The sequence below is a fragment of the Erwinia sp. LJJL01 genome (assembly GCF_047300805.2).
Lineage (GTDB): Bacteria > Pseudomonadota > Gammaproteobacteria > Enterobacterales > Enterobacteriaceae > Erwinia > Erwinia aphidicola.
This window is the reverse complement of sequence record NZ_CP178576.1, coordinates 2070111-2088058: the sequence shown is the minus strand read 5'-3', so window position 1 is coordinate 2088058 and position 17948 is coordinate 2070111. Positions and strand designations below refer to the sequence as shown.

Annotated in this window: 11 protein-coding genes, 3 tRNA genes and 3 rRNA genes; 3 read left to right on the top strand and 14 right to left on the bottom strand. The window is 55.3% G+C overall.

Annotation, left to right across the window (positions count from 1 at the left end; genetic code table 11):
* Window positions 1–11 precede the first annotated feature (11 nt).
* Window positions 12–1490, bottom strand: a complete 1479-nt coding sequence (ilvC, locus tag ACLI4M_RS10510) for a ketol-acid reductoisomerase (RefSeq protein WP_048914340.1) — start codon at window positions 1488–1490, stop codon at window positions 12–14.
* Window positions 1491–1650: 160 nt separating this feature from the next.
* Between ilvC and ilvY the strand changes: the two genes are divergently transcribed.
* Window positions 1651–2532 (top strand): HTH-type transcriptional activator IlvY, encoded by an 882-nt coding sequence (gene ilvY / locus ACLI4M_RS10505; protein WP_048914339.1) that lies wholly within the window; start codon window positions 1651–1653, stop codon window positions 2530–2532.
* Here ilvY and ilvA read toward each other — a convergent pair.
* From ilvA to ilvL, 6 genes are all read right to left on the bottom strand, one after another.
* Window positions 2529–4073, bottom strand: a complete 1545-nt coding sequence (gene ilvA / locus ACLI4M_RS10500; protein ID WP_048914338.1) for a threonine ammonia-lyase, biosynthetic — start codon at window positions 4071–4073, stop codon at window positions 2529–2531. The genes ilvY and ilvA overlap by 4 nt on opposite strands.
* Before the next feature lie 5 nt (window positions 4074–4078).
* Window positions 4079–5929 (bottom strand): dihydroxy-acid dehydratase, encoded by a 1851-nt coding sequence (gene ilvD, locus ACLI4M_RS10495; protein WP_133622272.1) that lies wholly within the window; start codon window positions 5927–5929, stop codon window positions 4079–4081.
* A gap of 66 nt (window positions 5930–5995) precedes the next feature.
* Window positions 5996–6922 carry a branched-chain amino acid transaminase gene (locus tag ACLI4M_RS10490; protein WP_048914336.1) on the bottom strand — a complete coding sequence of 309 codons (927 nt, stop codon included), beginning with the start codon at window positions 6920–6922 and terminating at the stop codon, window positions 5996–5998.
* Window positions 6923–6940: 18 nt separating this feature from the next.
* Complete coding sequence (ilvM, locus tag ACLI4M_RS10485; RefSeq protein ID WP_048914335.1) at window positions 6941–7198, bottom strand: acetolactate synthase 2 small subunit; 258 nt, start codon at window positions 7196–7198, stop codon at window positions 6941–6943.
* Entirely contained in the window at window positions 7195–8841 is a 1647-nt protein-coding gene (gene ilvG / locus ACLI4M_RS10480) for an acetolactate synthase 2 catalytic subunit (RefSeq protein WP_133622273.1), read from the bottom strand. The genes ilvM and ilvG overlap by 4 nt, the downstream gene beginning before the upstream one ends.
* 139 nt (window positions 8842–8980) lie before the next feature.
* A complete protein-coding gene (gene ilvL, locus ACLI4M_RS10475; RefSeq protein ID WP_071822090.1) occupies window positions 8981–9079 on the bottom strand; it encodes an ilv operon leader peptide in 99 nt (32 codons plus the stop codon).
* 340 nt (window positions 9080–9419) lie between these two features.
* On the opposite strand from ilvL, the gene ACLI4M_RS10470 reads away from it, so the two are divergent.
* Window positions 9420–10940 (top strand): YifB family Mg chelatase-like AAA ATPase, encoded by a 1521-nt coding sequence (locus ACLI4M_RS10470; protein ID WP_133622274.1) that lies wholly within the window; start codon window positions 9420–9422, stop codon window positions 10938–10940.
* A 34-nt stretch (window positions 10941–10974) separates the two neighbouring features.
* Here ACLI4M_RS10470 and ACLI4M_RS10465 read toward each other — a convergent pair whose 3' ends face one another.
* Entirely contained in the window at window positions 10975–11313 is a 339-nt protein-coding gene (locus tag ACLI4M_RS10465; RefSeq protein ID WP_048914333.1) for a DUF413 domain-containing protein, read from the bottom strand.
* 121 nt (window positions 11314–11434) lie between these two features.
* On the opposite strand from ACLI4M_RS10465, the gene hdfR reads away from it, so the two are divergent.
* Window positions 11435–12262 (top strand): HTH-type transcriptional regulator HdfR, encoded by an 828-nt coding sequence (gene hdfR / locus ACLI4M_RS10460; protein WP_133622275.1) that lies wholly within the window; start codon window positions 11435–11437, stop codon window positions 12260–12262.
* 129 nt (window positions 12263–12391) lie between these two features.
* Here the strand turns inward: hdfR and ACLI4M_RS10455 are convergent.
* The 6 genes from ACLI4M_RS10455 to ACLI4M_RS10430 form a co-directional block, all read right to left on the bottom strand.
* Window positions 12392–12467 (bottom strand) — tRNA-Trp (locus tag ACLI4M_RS10455).
* A gap of 7 nt (window positions 12468–12474) precedes the next feature.
* A tRNA-Asp gene (locus ACLI4M_RS10450) sits at window positions 12475–12551 on the bottom strand.
* 101 nt (window positions 12552–12652) lie between these two features.
* Window positions 12653–12768, bottom strand: a 5S ribosomal RNA gene (rrf, locus tag ACLI4M_RS10445).
* Window positions 12769–12983: 215 nt separating this feature from the next.
* A 23S ribosomal RNA gene (locus ACLI4M_RS10440) occupies window positions 12984–15889 on the bottom strand.
* A 217-nt stretch (window positions 15890–16106) separates the two neighbouring features.
* A tRNA-Glu gene (locus ACLI4M_RS10435) sits at window positions 16107–16182 on the bottom strand.
* Window positions 16183–16255: 73 nt separating this feature from the next.
* A 16S ribosomal RNA gene (locus tag ACLI4M_RS10430) occupies window positions 16256–17796 on the bottom strand.
* Together the 16S, 23S and 5S rRNA genes with 3 tRNA genes alongside form the textbook arrangement of a ribosomal RNA operon.
* Between the last annotated feature and the right edge of the window lie 152 nt (window positions 17797–17948).

Here is a 17948-nt window from a genome sequence, read left to right as displayed (position 1 = left end):
TTTACGCAGAATTAACCCGCTACGGCGATACGTTTCATATCGGTCATGTAGCCACGCAGCTTACGGCCAACCGCTTCGATTTCGTGATGACGAATCGCTTCGTTCACGTCACGCAGCTGAGCGTTATCTACGGTGGTCGCCGTGTTGACGGCTTTGCCCAGATCGCCTGCCTGCAGCGTGGTCATGAACTCTTTCAGCAGCGGTACTGCCGCGTAAGAGAACAGGTAGTTACCGTATTCCGCAGTATCAGAGATAACCACGTTCATTTCGTACAGGCGCTTACGGGCGATAGTGTTAGCAATCAGCGGCAGCTCGTGCAGTGATTCGTAGTAAGCAGACTCTTCGATGATACCGGCAGCAACCATGGTTTCGAATGCCAGCTCAACGCCCGCTTTCACCATGGCGATCATCACAACGCCCTGGTCGAAGTAGTCCTGCTCGGCAATTTTACCTTCGAACTGTGCAGCGTTTTCGAACGCGGTTTTACCGGTCTCTTCACGCCAGCCAAGCAATTTTTTGTCATCGTTTGCCCAGTCAGCCATCATCCCGGAGGAGAACTCACCGGAGATGATATCGTCCATGTGCTTCTGGAACAGCGGGGCCATGATGGTTTTCAGCTGCTCGGACAGTGCGTAAGCACGCAGTTTAGCCGGGTTAGACAGGCGGTCCATCATCAGCGTAATGCCACCCTGCTTCAGGGCTTCGGTAATGGTTTCCCAGCCGAACTGAATCAGTTTTTCTGCGTAGGCTGCATCCGTACCTTCAGCCACCAGCTTGTCGAAGCACAGCAGCGAACCCGCCTGCAGCATACCGCACAGGATGGTCTGCTCACCCATCAGATCGGACTTCACTTCAGCAACGAAGGAGGACTCCAGCACGCCCGCGCGGTGACCGCCGGTTGCTGCTGCCCAGGCTTTAGCAATCGCCATGCCTTCGCCTTTTGGATCGTTTTCCGGGTGAACCGCGATGAGCGTTGGTACGCCGAAACCACGTTTGTACTCTTCACGTACTTCAGTACCCGGGCATTTCGGCGCAACCATCACCACGGTGATGTCTTTACGAACCTGCTCGCCCACTTCAACGATGTTGAAACCGTGTGAGTAACCCAGCGCTGCGCCCTCTTTCATCAACGGCTGCACCGCCTGTACCACAGCGGAGTGCTGCTTGTCTGGCGTCAGGTTAACCACCAGGTCGGCCTGTGGGATCAGATCTTCGTAAGTGCCCACTTTGAAGCCATTTTCGGTCGCTTTACGCCATGAAGCACGCTTCTCGGCAATCGCTTCTGCACGCAGAGCGTAAGCAATGTCGAGGCCAGAATCACGCATGTTCAGGCCCTGGTTCAGGCCCTGAGCACCACAGCCAACGATGACGACTTTTTTACCTTTCAGGTAGCTCGCTTCATCAGCAAATTCTTCACGCGCCATAAAGCGGCATTTACCTAATTGCGCCAGCTGGTTGCGCAGGTTCAAAGTGTTGAAATAGTTAGCCATGGGTACTCCGTATGAGGTTGTGATGCGTTTGTCTGTTATCGGGTCTCTCTTTCCGACCCTGTATAAACCCTATCATATGACAGGAAATGCATTGCTGAAATTGATATATTAACAACGTGACGTTGCACTTTTTGCAACATAGCTTTGAGGCCCAAACTGTATGGATCTGCGTGACCTGAAATTGTTTCTCCATCTCGCCGATAGCCGCCATTTTGGCCGCAGCGCAAGGGCGATGCACGTCAGCCCCTCTACGCTGTCACGGCAGATCCAGCGGCTGGAGGAGGACCTCGGGCAGACACTGTTTTTACGCGATAACCGCACGGTAACCCTGACCGATGCCGGTGAGCGCCTGCGCCAGTTCGCTCAGCAAACGCTGTTGCAGTATCAGCAGATGCGCCACGCCATCGGGCAGAATGGCCCGTCACTGAGTGGTGAACTGCGTCTGTTCTGCTCGGTGACCGCCGCTTACAGCCATCTGCCGCCCATCCTTGATCGCTTCCGCGCCGAGCATCCGCTGGTAGAAATCAAACTGACCACCGGGGACGCCGCCGACGCGGTGGAGAAAGTCCAGACCAATGAGGCCGATATTGCCATCGCCGGGCGGCCAGAAACGCTGCCCGGCAGCATTGGTTTTATGCCACTCGGGCTGATCCCGCTGGTGCTGATCGCCCCCGCGCTGCCGTGCCCGGTGCGTAGCCAGGCAACGCAGCCACATCCCGACTGGGCGCAAATCCCATTTATTCTGCCCGCGCAGGGGCCGTCGCGGCGGCGCATTGATTTATGGTTCCGCCATCGCCATATCGCGAACCCACTGATTTACGCTACGGTTTCCGGACATGAGGCGATTGTCTCGATGGTGGCGCTGGGGTGCGGCATCGCACTGCTGCCGGATGTGGTGCTGGAGAACAGTCCGGAGCCAATCCGTAACCGTATTCTGGAGCTGGAAGATGTCGAGATGGTGGCACCGTTTGAACTCGGCGTATGCGTACAAAAAAAGCGGCTCACTGAGCCGCTTATTGATGCTTTCTGGAAACTGCTTTAGCCCGCCAGGAAGAAGCGGAAGGCCGGATTATTGGTTTCATCGTGGAAATCATAACCCAGCGCCGCCAGGTGCTCTTCAAACTGCGGCTCGCTGTCGCTCAGCTCAAACGCCGCCAGAACGCGACCGTAGTCAGTACCGTGGCTGCGGTAGTGAAACAATGAGATATTCCAGTGGGTGCCCAGCGTCTGCAGGAAGCGCAGCAGCGCACCGGGCGCCTCCGGGAATTCAAAGCTGAACAGCCGCTCGCGCAGCGGTTTCGACGGTCGCCCGCCGACCATATAGCGCACGTGAAGCTTCGCCATTTCGTCATCGGAGAGATCCACGACTTGATAACCGCCTTCTGACAGCAGCTGCAGGATCTCGTGGCGCTCCTCCATGCCGCGCGTCAGGCGTACGCCAACAAAGATGCAGGCCTCGTCAGCGTTGGCATAGCGATAGTTGAACTCGGTCACCGAACGCCCGCCCAGCAGCTGGCAGAAGCGCAGGAAGCTGCCCTGCTGCTCGGGAATTGTTACGGCCAGTAGCGCTTCACGCTGCTCGCCCAGTTCACAACGCTCGGAAACGTAGCGCAGGCCGTGGAAGTTGACGTTAGCACCGGACAGCACGTGCGCCAGCCGTTCACCCTGGATCTGATGCTGCTGGATATACTTCTTCATCCCCGCCAGCGCCAGCGCGCCGGAAGGCTCCGCCACCGCACGCACATCATCGAACAGATCCTTCATCGCCGCGCAAATGGCATCGCTGTCGACGGTGATGATGTCGTCAAGATACTCCTGGCACAGCCGGAAGGTCTCGCTGCCGATGCGCTTCACCGCCACGCCTTCGGCAAACAGCCCGACGCGTGGTAGATCGACCGGATGCCCGGCATCCAGCGCCGCCTTCAGGCAGGCTGAGTCCGCCGCCTCGACCGCAATCACTTTGATTTGCGGCATCAGCTGTTTGATCAACACCGCCACGCCTGCGGCCAGACCGCCGCCGCCAACCGGTACGAACACGCGGTCAAGATGCGCATCTTGCTGCAGCAGCTCCATCGCCAGTGTGCCCTGCCCGGCAATCACCATCGGATGATCGAAGGGCGGCACAAAGGTGTAACCCTGCTGCTCGGACAGCTCGATGGCTTTCGCTTTCGCTTCATCAAAGTTGGCGCCAAACAGGAAAGCCTCACCGCCAAACGCCCGCACTGCATCAACCTTGATATCTGCAGTGGCGACCGGCATCACAATCAGGGATTTAATTCCTAACTTGCTGGCCGATAACGCTACGCCCTGGGCATGATTGCCCGCCGAAGCGGTAACCACGCCGCGCGCGCGCTGCTCTGCGCTCAGCCCGGCAATCATCGCGTAGGCGCCACGCAGCTTAAAGCTGTGTACCGGCTGGCGATCTTCGCGCTTTACCAGGATGGTATTGCCGAGGCGGGCAGAGATCTTCTCCATCTTTTGCAACGGGGTGACCTGGGCCGCCTCGTACACCGGCGCACGCAGCACCGCACGCAGATACTCTGCGCCACTCGGTTGGTCGGATAGCGGTTGCGACTCAGCCATGTTTGTTAGCCTCCCAGCTTACTCTTATCGCGGACGGCACCTTTGTCGGCGCTGGTTGCCAGGGTGGCATAAGCACGCAGAGCAAAGGAAACCTGACGCTCACGACCGTGTGGCGTATAGGCTTCATCCCCACGTGCTTCTTCTTCCAGACGACGGGCGGCCAGTTCATTGTCCGGCACGGCCAGCTGGATACCACGCTGTGGAATATCGATGTTGATGATGTCGCCATCTTTGACCAGCGCGATGGTGCCGCCGCTCGCCGCTTCCGGCGAAGCATGGCCGATTGACAGACCGGAAGTCCCACCGGAGAAACGACCATCGGTGATCAGCGCACAGGCTTTACCAAGGCCCATTGATTTCAGATAGGTGGTCGGATAGAGCATTTCCTGCATACCCGGGCCGCCTTTTGGCCCTTCGTAGCGGATAACGACAACGTCACCAGCCACCACTTTACCGCCGAGGATCGCAGCAACCGCATCATCCTGACTTTCATAGACTTTCGCCGGGCCGCTAAACACCAGGCTGCCTTCATCGACGCCCGCGGTTTTAACGATACAGCCGTTTTCAGCGATGTTGCCGTACAGCACCGCCAGGCCGCCGTCCTGACTGAAGGCGAATTCGCGTGAACGAATGCAGCCTTCCTGACGGTCGTCATCCAGCGTGTCCCAACGGGTATCCTGTGAGAATGCCTGAGTGGTACGAATGCCCGCCGGGCCAGCGCGGAACATTTTCTTCACCGCTTCATCTTTGGTCAGCATGATGTCGTACCGATCCAGCGTTTCACGCAGGCTCAGGCCGAGGATGTTGCGCACGCTGTTGTCCAGCAGTCCGGCGCGGTCCAGCTCGCCGAGGATACCGAGTACCCCACCGGCACGGTGAACGTCTTCCATATGGTATTTCTGCGTGCTTGGCGCCACTTTGCACAGGTGCGGAACCAGGCGCGACAAGCGGTCGATGTCGGAGATATCGAAGTCGATTTCGCCTTCCTGCGCGGCAGCCAGCAGGTGCAGAACGGTGTTAGTGGAACCGCCCATGGCGATATCCAGGGTGATGGCGTTTTCAAATGCGGCTCTGCTGGCGATGCTGCGCGGCAGCGCCGTTTCGTCATCCTGCTCGTAGTAACGTTTGGTCAGCTCGACGATGCGGCGGCCAGCATTGAGGAACAGCTCTTTACGGTCAGCGTGCGTCGCCAGCAGCGAGCCGTTACCCGGCTGCGACAGACCCAGCGCTTCGGTCAGGCAGTTCATTGAGTTCGCGGTAAACATCCCTGAACAGGAGCCACAGGTCGGGCAGGCCGAACGCTCAATCTGATCGCTCTCTGCATCGCTGACGTTCGGGTTCGCACCCTGGATCATGGCATCGACGAGGTCGAGCTTGATGATTTTATCAGACAGTTTGGTTTTACCGGCTTCCATCGGGCCGCCGGAAACGAAGATCACCGGAATGTTCAGGCGGAGTGACGCCATCAGCATGCCCGGGGTGATTTTGTCACAGTTAGAGATACACACCATGGCATCGGCACAGTGGGCGTTTACCATGTACTCCACGGAGTCGGCGATCAGCTCACGGGATGGCAGAGAATAGAGCATTCCGCCGTGGCCCATGGCGATACCATCATCCACTGCGATGGTGTTGAACTCTTTCGCCACGCCGCCTGAGGCTTCAATTTCCTCAGCAACCAGCTTACCCAGGTCGCGCAGGTGAACGTGGCCCGGTACAAATTGCGTAAAGGAGTTAACCACGGCGATGATCGGCTTACCGAAATCATCATCGGTCATTCCTGTGGCGCGCCAGAGGGCACGGGCACCGGCCATATTGCGCCCGTGGGTGGTGGTGGCGGAACGGTACTTAGGCATGCTCTATACTCCAGAAATCAGATAGTGCGCAGGCGTCAACTGACGCCTGCGAAAAAAACATTATTGTTATGGGTTAACCGGATCCAACCAGCCCCATTTGTCTTCCGTTTCGCCGGTGAACAGGCCGAAGAAGGCAGACTGGATGCGCTCGGTGACCGGGCCGCGTTTACCCGCGCCAACCTGGATACCGTCAACGCTACGCACCGGAGTGATCTCCGCGGCAGTACCGGACATAAACACTTCGTCAGCCAGATACAGCGATTCACGTGACAGCACCTGCTCACGCACTTCGATTCCCATATCCTGCGCCAGTTTGATGATGGCGTCACGCGTAATACCCGGCAGCGCAGAAGAGGTGAATGGCGGAGTGAACAGAATGCCGTCTTTCACTTCAAACAGGTTCTCACCGGCACCTTCTGAGATATAGCCCTGGGTGTCCAGCGCGATCCCTTCCTGGTAGCCGTGGCGGCGCGCTTCGCTACCCACCAGCAGAGAGGAGAGATAGTTACCACCGGCTTTGGCCGCCGTCGGCAGGGTGTTTGGCGCCACGCGGTTCCAGGAAGAGACCATCGCATCGATCCCCTGCTCCAGCGCTTCGGCACCGAGGTAGGCGCCCCATGGGAATGCAGCGATGATCACATCAGTTTCATAACCGTCCGGCGGGTTAACGCCCAGGCCCACGTCACCAACAAATACCAGCGGACGAATATAGGCGCTTTTCAGGTTGTTTTTACGCAGGGTAGCGCGGCAGGCTTCCATCAACTCATCAACGCTCAGGCTGACAGGGAAACGATAGATCTTTGCAGAATCACGCAGGCGCTGCATATGTTCACGATGGCGGAAGACTACTGGTCCTTTGTGAGAGTCATAGCAGCGGACGCCTTCAAACACAGAGGTGCCGTAGTGCAGTGCGTGGGACATGACGCTGACCTTAGCGTCTTCCCATTTAACCATCTCGCCATTGAACCAGATAAAGTCTGCTTTCTTCGTCATTCTTGTTTCCTTGCGCGCTTATGCGCGGATTTGTTGTGTTGTTAATTGTTGGGTCTGAACGCATGCAACGTCCATCAGTTTACTCAACTGCGTTGACAGTAAATCGACAGAGCGCTGGCTGGCAACGGTCATCTCAATATTAATATTGTCACTGTTGACCAACGACGCCATGTTCATCGCGCAGACCTGAAAGCCGCGGTGACGCACGACGCGCAAAATGCGCTCCAGTATTTCCGGGCGAAAGCGCGCTTCGATAGACAATTGATGCTGCATCATGAGGTTTTCTCCATCATTTGTTCGTTGCTGGCACCAGGCGGTACCAGAGGCCAGACGTTCTCAAGCTCATCGATGGCGACGTGGAGCATGTATGGCCCTTCACTGTGCAGCAAAGCGTCTAATGCGGCGTCGACCTGGTCTTTACGGGTAATGCGCTGGCCCGGGATATCAAAAGCGCGGGCCAGCATCAGGAAGTCCGGGTTATCGGACAGATTGGTTTCGCTGTAACGCTCGGCGAAGAACAGCTGCTGCCACTGGCGAACCATGCCAAGGCGCTGGTTATCAAGCAGCACAATTTTAACCGGCAGCTGTTTACGCTTAATGGTGCCAAGCTCCTGCACGTTCATCATGAAGGAACCGTCGCCGGAGACGCAGATAACGGTGTCGTCCGGGCGGGCAACCTGTGCACCCACTGCGGCTGGCAGACCAAAGCCCATGGTGCCCAGACCGCTGGAGGTGATGAAGTTTTCCGGGCGGTTAAATCTCATATGCTGCGCGGCCCACATCTGGTGCTGACCCACATCGGTGGTCACTACTGCACTTTGCGGTTTACGGTCTGACAACTGTTTCAAGAACAGCGGAGCAAAAATCGCCTCGCCCGGATGGTCGTAGCGCCAGCCGCTTTCGGCTTTCAGCGCCTTCACTTCTTCACGCCACGCCTGAATCTCAACCGGCTGATACAGGTCTGGCAGCAGCTTATTCAGGTCGCCCTGCAGGCCAACGTGCGCGCGGCGCAGTTTGTGAAGCTCAGCCGGGTCGATATCCAGATGGATCACGCTGGCATGCGGCGCGAAGGTGTCCAGCTTACCGGTTACGCGATCATCAAAGCGCGCGCCTACGGCAATCAGCAGGTCACACTGCTGAACGGCAATATTGGCGGCTTTAGTACCGTGCATGCCCAGCATGCCGAGGTAGCAGGCGTCTTCAGCATCCGGCGTGCCCAAACCTTTCAGCGTGGCAACGGTCGGAATACCGGTCTCTTTAGCGAAAGCGCGCAGGGCGTGAACGGCATCCGCCATCCCGACACCGCCACCCACGTACAGGATCGGTTTTTTTGACTGAGCCAGCAGGTTACGCGCCTGCTGCAATTCAGCGTGCGGGTGTGCCAGCTCCTGCTCTACCGGCAGCAGATGCGCGCTCAGCTCACCGCATGCCAGCTGGATATCCTTAGGGATATCGACCAGTACCGGGCCAGGGCGGCCCGATTTGGCGATGGCGAAGGCCTCTGCCATCACGATCGGTAACTCTTCGAGAGATTCAACGAGGAAACTGTGCTTGGTACAGGCCAGTGACAGGCCGAGCACGTCGATCTCCTGGAAGGCATCGGTGCCCATCACCGCGGAGGAGACCTGCCCGGTGATGGCGACAATCGGCACCGAGTCCAGCATGGCATCAGCCAGGCCGGTGATCAGGTTGGTGGCCCCCGGTCCGGAAGTGGCGATACAGACGCCGACTTTGCCAGTCGCGCGAGCGAATCCGATCGCCGCCATCGCCGCACCCTGCTCGTGGCGGCACAGTAGGTGTTCGACACCGCCGTCATAGAGCGCGTCATAGACCGGCATGATTGCACCACCCGGGTAGCCGAAAACTGTTTCGACACCCTGTGCACGCAAAGCTTGAACCACCCACTGAGCACCATTCATAGTTATTTCCCCGCCCTCTGCTTGGAACAACAGCATATTATTCTACTGTTCATCTTCTGTTCCTCTCTCGTTAATGCCCTGCAAAAAAAAACCCCCGGACCTTTCGGTGCGGGGGTTCTTTCGAAATCAGGCTTGATTTTTAAGCCTTTCTTTCTCCGAGCGTAGCCCCGCACGGCGTGATAATAATCACGACGACGTTGATAATGACTAGGCTGACGACTCGTAGAAGGGCTTTCATTTGGATACTTAAAATTCGCTTGTTCGAAGTAATGCCTACAGAGTTATCACAGTTTTCGATTCTGATTCAACTTTTTTCATCATTTAATTTTATGCGGGCAGCCACAGATTCAGAAAAAATTATGGTTTTTCAGTCAATAAGCAAAAGCTGAATGTTTTTCATTAATCACCGGGCGCGATGGCTCCATCTCGCTGCTGAGAAAATAGTCGAGTCCGATCGCAAGGCAATGTTTCTGGCAGTCGAGCCGGGCAAAAACTTTACGGCGCGGCGCGCAAATTCCGTCTTTGCCCGTCGCCGCAAAAAAGCCGGGGGCGCAAAATAGCCGCAACAAGGAGAGTTTATGTCGTTATCTGTTGCCTACACCCGCGCTGCAATCGGCATTCAGGCGCCGCTGGTCACTGTAGAAGTCCACATCAGCAATGGGTTGCCTGCGCTGTCGCTGGTCGGGCTGCCAGAAACCACCGTCAAGGAAGCGCGCGATCGGGTACGCAGCGCAATCCTTAATAGCGGGTTCACCTTCCCGGCTAAGCGTATCACCGTCAATCTGGCGCCTGCTGACCTGCCAAAAGAGGGGGGGCGTTACGATCTTCCCATCGCTATCGCTATTCTCGCCGCTTCTGAGCAGATCCCTGCGGAAAAGCTCACCCGCTATGAGTTCCTCGGCGAACTGGCCCTGACAGGCGCGCTACGCGGCATACAGGGTGCGATTCCCGCCGCAGTGGCCGCGCTGGATGCCCGGCGACAGCTGATCCTCTCGGCCTATAATGAAAATGATGTCGGCCTGATCCAGCATGGCGAGAGCCTGATTGCGACTCACCTGCTGGAGGTATGTGCTTTTTTGCACGATAAAGGTAAGTTGGAGCACGCCCGCTGCGAGCATCAACCCTCCCCAGCCGAAACGCGCGACCTGAATGAAATTATTGGCCAGGAGCAGGCCAAGCGAGCGCTGGAGGTCACAGCGTCTGGCGGCCATAATCTGCTGCTGATTGGACCGCCGGGGACGGGAAAAACAATGCTGGCATCGCGGCTTAGTGGTCTGATGCCGCCTCTAAGCGATCGTGAGGCCCTTGAGAGTGCAAGTGTAGCTAGTCTCGTGAATAGCGGCGATCTACGCCGTCAGTGGCGCCAGAGGCCTTTCCGCTCCCCTCATCACAGCGCTTCGCTGTATGCGTTAGTGGGCGGTGGCTCTTTGCCGAAGCCCGGGGAGATCTCGCTGGCGCATAACGGCGTGCTGTTTCTGGATGAGCTACCGGAATTTGAGCGGCGCGCGCTGGATGCATTACGTGAGCCGCTGGAGTCAGGGGAGATCAGTATCTCCCGGGCCAAAGCAAAGATTACCTATCCGGCACGTTTTCAATTGATAGCCGCCATGAACCCAAGCCCGACCGGACACTATCTTGGTTCGCACAACCGCTGCTCTCCACAGCAGACGCTGCGCTATCTCAGTCGCCTGTCTGGCCCTTTCCTTGACCGCTTTGATTTATCGCTGGAGGTGCCCCTTCTGCCTCCGGGAACATTGAGTCATCAACGTACTGACAGTGAGTCAAGCCAGCAGGTAAGAGAGCGCGTGCTGGCCGCACGCAATTGTCAGTACGCACGCTGCGGTAAAGTGAATGCCCTAATGAATAACCCAGAAATCCAGCATTACTGTACACTTACCCGAGAGGATGCCGAATGGCTGGAACAGGTGCTGAATCATTTGGGGCTGTCGGTGCGGGCGTGGCAGCGCATACTGAAAGTGGCGCGGACTATTGCCGATCTGGCAGGCGAGCAGGAGATTAACCGGGAACATCTGACTGAAGCTGTAAGCTACCGTGGGATCGATCGTTTAATGATATACCTGCAAAATAACCTGGAATGATGGCAACGAAAAAGGGGCCGAAGCCCCTTTTCTCTTAATCGTCACTATCTGTATAGTCTTCAACACCTTCCATCTGCGGCTTGCCGCCTGAAAGGGTGTGGAAACGTTTAGGACGTTTGATTCGAGTCATATACTTTGACCAGACTTTCTCTGCCTCAGTGTGCGGCTCACGCACACCACGGCACACCTCAATAAACAGACGCTCTTCTTCCGTCGTTGGCTCACGCTTTGCCAGGTCCAACTCGTTAAAAGCGTAACCATAACGCTCAAGAAGTTGGGCTTCTTTGATGGTGAAATCGCCGTGACGGGAGAACCCGCGAGGGTAATGTTTGTTATCAAAAAAACGATTCGTTGTTGCGAAGCTTTCCGCCATTTTACACGCTCCTAACTCTTTTATGGCCGTGCTATTTATGGCGCGGAGTATTAGATAGGCTTGACAGAGTGTAAAACAAAACATTTAAATCATAACGACAAATGTTTTTTAGGAGATGGATGTGGATACGGAATTACTGAAGACCTTTCTTGAAGTGAGCAGAACTCGCCACTTTGGACGTGCCGCTGAAGCACTCTATCTCACGCAATCTGCTGTAAGTTTTCGCATCAGACAGCTTGAAAACCAGCTGGGTGTAAACCTGTTTACCCGCCACCGCAATAACATCAGGCTGACGTCTGCAGGCGAGCGACTCCTCCCCTATGCAGAAAGCCTGATGAGCACCTGGCTGATGGCCAAGAAAGAGGTGGCGCATACACAGCAGCATCACGAGCTGTCGATAGGGGCAAGTGCTTCCATGTGGGAAGCCTACCTGACGCCGTGGCTACAAACCCTGTATGAGAACCGTGAGAGCCTGCATTTAGAGGCACGAGTCGCTCAGCGCCATTTACTGGTCAAGCAACTGCACGAGCGGCAGCTGGACCTGTTAATTACTACTGAAGCACCGAAAATGGACGAGCTGACCAGCCAGCAGATTGGCCATATTTCTCTGACTTTGTTCCGGTCGCGAAAATCGGAGAAAAAAGAGAAATATGACTATATTAAGCTGGAGTGGGGTGCTGATTTCCATCAGCATGAAAGCTATCTGGCAGGGGCAGACGACGTGCCTGTGCTGACGACAACTTCTGCACATTTAACCCGTCAACTGCTGCACACTACCGGAGCCTGCGCATTTTTACCTGAGGTATGGGGTAAAGAGTACAGCGATTTAGTGGTGATCCCGGACACGGCTGTTGTCTCCCGACCGCTGTATGCGGTGTGGTTAGAAAACAGCGATCAGCAGGCCTATATTCGCCAGCTGATAAAATTCCCGGTGAATATTAAAGCATAAATCGTTGTTAAAACGCACAAAAGGGTCAGTTTGCTGGCCTTTTTTTATGGGGAAATTGGGTGAATAACGGACAGGGCAGGAATTTTAGACAAAAAAAATCCTTTGCCGAAGCAAAGGATTGTTTTTATTTGGCAGGGGCGGAGAGACTCGAACTCCCAACACCCGGTTTTGGAGACCGGTGCTCTACCAATTGAACTACGCCCCTAAAAGGGTGGCGGAACGGACGGGGCTCGAACCCGCGACCCCCTGCGTGACAGGCAGGTATTCTAACCAACTGAACTACCGCTCCACCGATTCTGTACTGAATTCAGAACGGCGTCTGACTTCAGGTGTTTCGCCCTTACCTTGTCAGGGGTAAGGTCACGACCCGAAAACGGGTCTTAAATTGATGCCTGGCAGTTCCCTACTCTCGCATGGGGAGGCCCCACACTACCATCGGCGCTACGGCGTTTCACTTCTGAGTTCGGCATGGGGTCAGGTGGGACCACCGCGCTAAAGCCGCCAGGCAAATCTTGGTGCACGAAACGAATATTTTGCACTGCTGCTGCGTTGGCCGCGCTCGTAAAGTCAGTCACATACTTCAGTATGCTCCCTCCTTTCCTTCGCTTGCCGCCTTGCTTCAGCACAAAATCTTTCGTTCCCGCTAAATTGTTATCCGGTCACAGGCTGAAAATCTCTTTTGCGTCTCTCATAACGCACACCAGAACGCTTCTGGCGTTGTAAGGTTAAGCCTCACGGGTCATTAGTACCGGTTAGCTCAACGCATCGCTGCGCTTACACACCCGGCCTATCAACGTCGTAGTCTTCAACGTCCCTTCAGGACTCTCAAGGAGTCAGGGAGAATTCATCTCGAGGCAAGTTTCGCGCTTAGATGCTTTCAGCGCTTATCTTTTCCGCACTTAGCTACCGGGCAATGCCATTGGCATGACAACCCGAACACCAGTGGTGCGTTCACTCCGGTCCTCTCGTACTAGGAGCAACCCCTCTCAATTCTCCAGCGCCCACGGCAGATAGGGACCGAACTGTCTCACGACGTTCTAAACCCAGCTCGCGTACCACTTTAAACGGCGAACAGCCGTACCCTTGGGACCTACTTCAGCCCCAGGATGTGATGAGCCGACATCGAGGTGCCAAACACCGCCGTCGATATGAACTCTTGGGCGGTATCAGCCTGTTATCCCCGGAGTACCTTTTATCCGTTGAGCGATGGCCCTTCCATTCAGAACCACCGGATCACTATGACCTGCTTTCGCACCTGCTCGAGCCGTCACTCTCGCAGTCAAGCTAGCTTATGCCATTGCACTAACCTCACGATGTCCGACCGTGATTAGCTAACCTTCGTGCTCCTCCGTTACTCTTTAGGAGGAGACCGCCCCAGTCAAACTACCCACCAGACACTGTCCCCACGCCGGATCACGGCGCCAGGTTAGAACATCAAACGTTAAAGGGTGGTATTTCAAGGTTGGCTCCACGCAGACTGGCGTCCACGCTTCAAAGCCTCCCACCTATCCTACACATCAAGGCTCAATGTTCAGTGTCAAGCTGTAGTAAAGGTTCACGGGGTCTTTCCGTCTTGCCGCGGGTACACTGCATCTTCACAGCGAGTTCAATTTCACTGAGTCTCGGGTGGAGACAGCCTGGCCATCATTACGCCATTCGTGCAGGTCGGAACTTACCCGACAAGGAATTTCGCTACCTTAGGACCGTTATAGTTACGGCCGCCGTTTACCGGGGCTTCGATCAAGAGCTTCTCCTTGCGGATAACCCCATCAATTAACCTTCCGGCACCGGGCAGGCGTCACACCGTATACGTCCACTTTCGTGTTTGCACAGTGCTGTGTTTTTAATAAACAGTTGCAGCCAGCTGGTATCTTCGACTGCCTTCAGCTCCACCCGCGAGGGGTTTCACCTACCGACAGCGTGCCTTCTCCCGAAGTTACGGCACCATTTTGCCTAGTTCCTTCACCCGAGTTCTCTCAAGCGCCTTGGTATTCTCTACCTGACCACCTGTGTCGGTTTGGGGTACGATTCGATGTTACCTGATGCTTAGAGGCTTTTCCTGGAAGCAGGGCATTTGTTACTTCAGCACCGTAGTGCCTCGTCGTCACGCCTCAGCCTTAAAGAGTTCCGGATTTGCCTGGAACTCAAGCCTACACGCTTAAACCGGGACAACCGTCGCCCGGCTAACATAGCCTTCTCCGTCCCCCCTTCGCAGTAACACCGAGTACGGGAATATTAACCCGTTTCCCATCGACTACGCCTTTCGGCCTCGCCTTAGGGGTCGACTCACCCTGCCCCGATTAACGTTGGACAGGAACCCTTGGTCTTCCGGCGAGCGGGCTTTTCACCCGCTTTATCGTTACTTATGTCAGCATTCGCACTTCTGATACCTCCAGCATGCCTCACAGCACACCTTCAACGGCTTACAGAACGCTCCCCTACCCAACAATACTTGCGTATCGCTGCCGCAGCTTCGGTGCATGGTTTAGCCCCGTTACATCTTCCGCGCAGGCCGACTCGACCAGTGAGCTATTACGCTTTCTTTAAATGATGGCTGCTTCTAAGCCAACATCCTGGCTGTCTGTGCCTTCCCACATCGTTTCCCACTTAACCATGACTTTGGGACCTTAGCTGGCGGTCTGGGTTGTTTCCCTCTTCACGACGGACGTTAGCACCCGCCGTGTGTCTCCCGTGATAACATTCTTCGGTATTCGCAGTTTGCATCGGGTTGGTAAGCCGGGATGGCCCCCTAGCCGAAACAGTGCTCTACCCCCGAAGATGAGTTCACGAGGCGCTACCTAAATAGCTTTCGGGGAGAACCAGCTATCTCCCGGTTTGATTGGCCTTTCACCCCCAGCCACAAGTCATCCGCTAATTTTTCAACATTAGTCGGTTCGGTCCTCCAGTTAGTGTTACCCAACCTTCAACCTGCCCATGGCTAGATCACCGGGTTTCGGGTCTATACCCTGCAACTTAACGCCCAGTTAAGACTCGGTTTCCCTGCGGCTCCCCTATACGGTTAACCTTGCTACAGAATATAAGTCGCTGACCCATTATACAAAAGGTACGCAGTCACACCATGAAGGTGCTCCCACTGCTTGTACGTACACGGTTTCAGGTTCTGTTTCACTCCCCTCGCCGGGGTTCTTTTCGCCTTTCCCTCACGGTACTGGTTCACTATCGGTCAGTCAGGAGTATTTAGCCTTGGAGGATGGTCCCCCCATATTCAGACAGGATGTCACGTGTCCCGCCCTACTCATCGAACTCACAGCAGGTGCATTTTTGTGTACGGGAGTATCACCCTGTACCCTGCGACTTTCCAGACGCTTCCACTAATGCACAAGCTGATTCAGGTTCTGGGCTGTTCCCCGTTCGCTCGCCGCTACTGGGGGAATCTCGGTTGATTTCTTTTCCTCGGGGTACTTAGATGTTTCAGTTCCCCCGGTTCGCCTCATGCCACTATGTATTCATGACATGATAGTGTGACGTATCACACTGGGTTTCCCCATTCGGGTATCGTCGGTTGTTGCGGTTCATATCACCTTACCGACGCTTATCGCAGATTAGCACGCCCTTCATCGCCTCTGACTGCCTAGGCATCCACCGTGTACGCTTAGTCGCTTAACCTCACAACCCACAAGCGTCCCGAAGGACGGCATGCTGTCGTGAGCATTTGAGAGACTCGAACGCATCGTTAACTTCATTCTTATTACGGAGAATGAATACGACGCGTCGTTTCAATTTTCAGCTTGTTCCGGATTGTTAAAGAGCAAATATCTCAAACGTGACTCCAAAAAGTCAGTTTTGAGATACGGTGATAACGACTTTCACTTCGTTACCGGTATGGCGTCCCCAAGGGGATTCGAACCCCTGTTACAGCCGTGAAAGGGCAGTGTCCTGGGCCTCTAGACGATGGGGACTCTGATACTACATTTTGCTCGTTACGTTCATCAGACAATCTGTGTGAGCACTACGCGGGAAGGTATCTTCAGGTAAGGAGGTGATCCAACCGCAGGTTCCCCTACGGTTACCTTGTTACGACTTCACCCCAGTCATGAATCACAAAGTGGTAAGCGCCCTCCCGAAGGTTAAGCTACCTACTTCTTTTGCAACCCACTCCCATGGTGTGACGGGCGGTGTGTACAAGGCCCGGGAACGTATTCACCGTAGCATTCTGATCTACGATTACTAGCGATTCCGACTTCACGGAGTCGAGTTGCAGACTCCGATCCGGACTACGACGCACTTTATGAGGTCCGCTTGCTCTCGCGAGGTCGCTTCTCTTTGTATGCGCCATTGTAGCACGTGTGTAGCCCTGGCCGTAAGGGCCATGATGACTTGACGTCATCCCCACCTTCCTCCGGTTTATCACCGGCAGTCTCCTTTGAGTTCCCACCATTACGTGCTGGCAACAAAGGATAAGGGTTGCGCTCGTTGCGGGACTTAACCCAACATTTCACAACACGAGCTGACGACAGCCATGCAGCACCTGTCTCACGGTTCCCGAAGGCACTAAGGCATCTCTGCCAAATTCCGTGGATGTCAAGGCCAGGTAAGGTTCTTCGCGTTGCATCGAATTAAACCACATGCTCCACCGCTTGTGCGGGCCCCCGTCAATTCATTTGAGTTTTAACCTTGCGGCCGTACTCCCCAGGCGGTCGACTTAACGCGTTAGCTCCGGAAGCCACGCCTCAAGGGCACAACCTCCAAGTCGACATCGTTTACGGCGTGGACTACCAGGGTATCTAATCCTGTTTGCTCCCCACGCTTTCGCACCTGAGCGTCAGTCTTTGTCCAGGGGGCCGCCTTCGCCACCGGTATTCCTCCAGATCTCTACGCATTTCACCGCTACACCTGGAATTCTACCCCCCTCTACAAGACTCTAGCCTGCCAGTTTCGAATGCAGTTCCCAGGTTGAGCCCGGGGATTTCACATCCGACTTGACAGACCGCCTGCGTGCGCTTTACGCCCAGTAATTCCGATTAACGCTTGCACCCTCCGTATTACCGCGGCTGCTGGCACGGAGTTAGCCGGTGCTTCTTCTGCGGGTAACGTCAATCGAAAAGGTTATTAACCTCTTCGCCTTCCTCCCCACTGAAAGTACTTTACAACCCGAAGGCCTTCTTCATACACGCGGCATGGCTGCATCAGGCTTGCGCCCATTGTGCAATATTCCCCACTGCTGCCTCCCGTAGGAGTCTGGACCGTGTCTCAGTTCCAGTGTGGCTGGTCATCCTCTCAGACCAGCTAGGGATCGTCGCCTAGGTGAGCCGTTACCCCACCTACTAGCTAATCCCATCTGGGCACATCCGATGGTGTGAGGCCCGAAGGTCCCCCACTTTGGTCCGAAGACGTTATGCGGTATTAGCTACCGTTTCCAGTAGTTATCCCCCTCCATCGGGCAGTTTCCCAGACATTACTCACCCGTCCGCCACTCGTCACCCAAGAGCAAGCTCTCTGTGCTACCGTTCGACTTGCATGTGTTAGGCCTGCCGCCAGCGTTCAATCTGAGCCATGATCAAACTCTTCAATTAAAAGTTCGATTTGCTGAAACAAGTTCAGCGGTGCTCATCTGTAAAACGTCATAATGAATTTCATTATGTGTTCACTCGTGAGGCTTGATATTTTTTACGTCCGGAGACGCTGATATCAATCCTGCGAGTGCCCACACAGATTGTCTGATAAA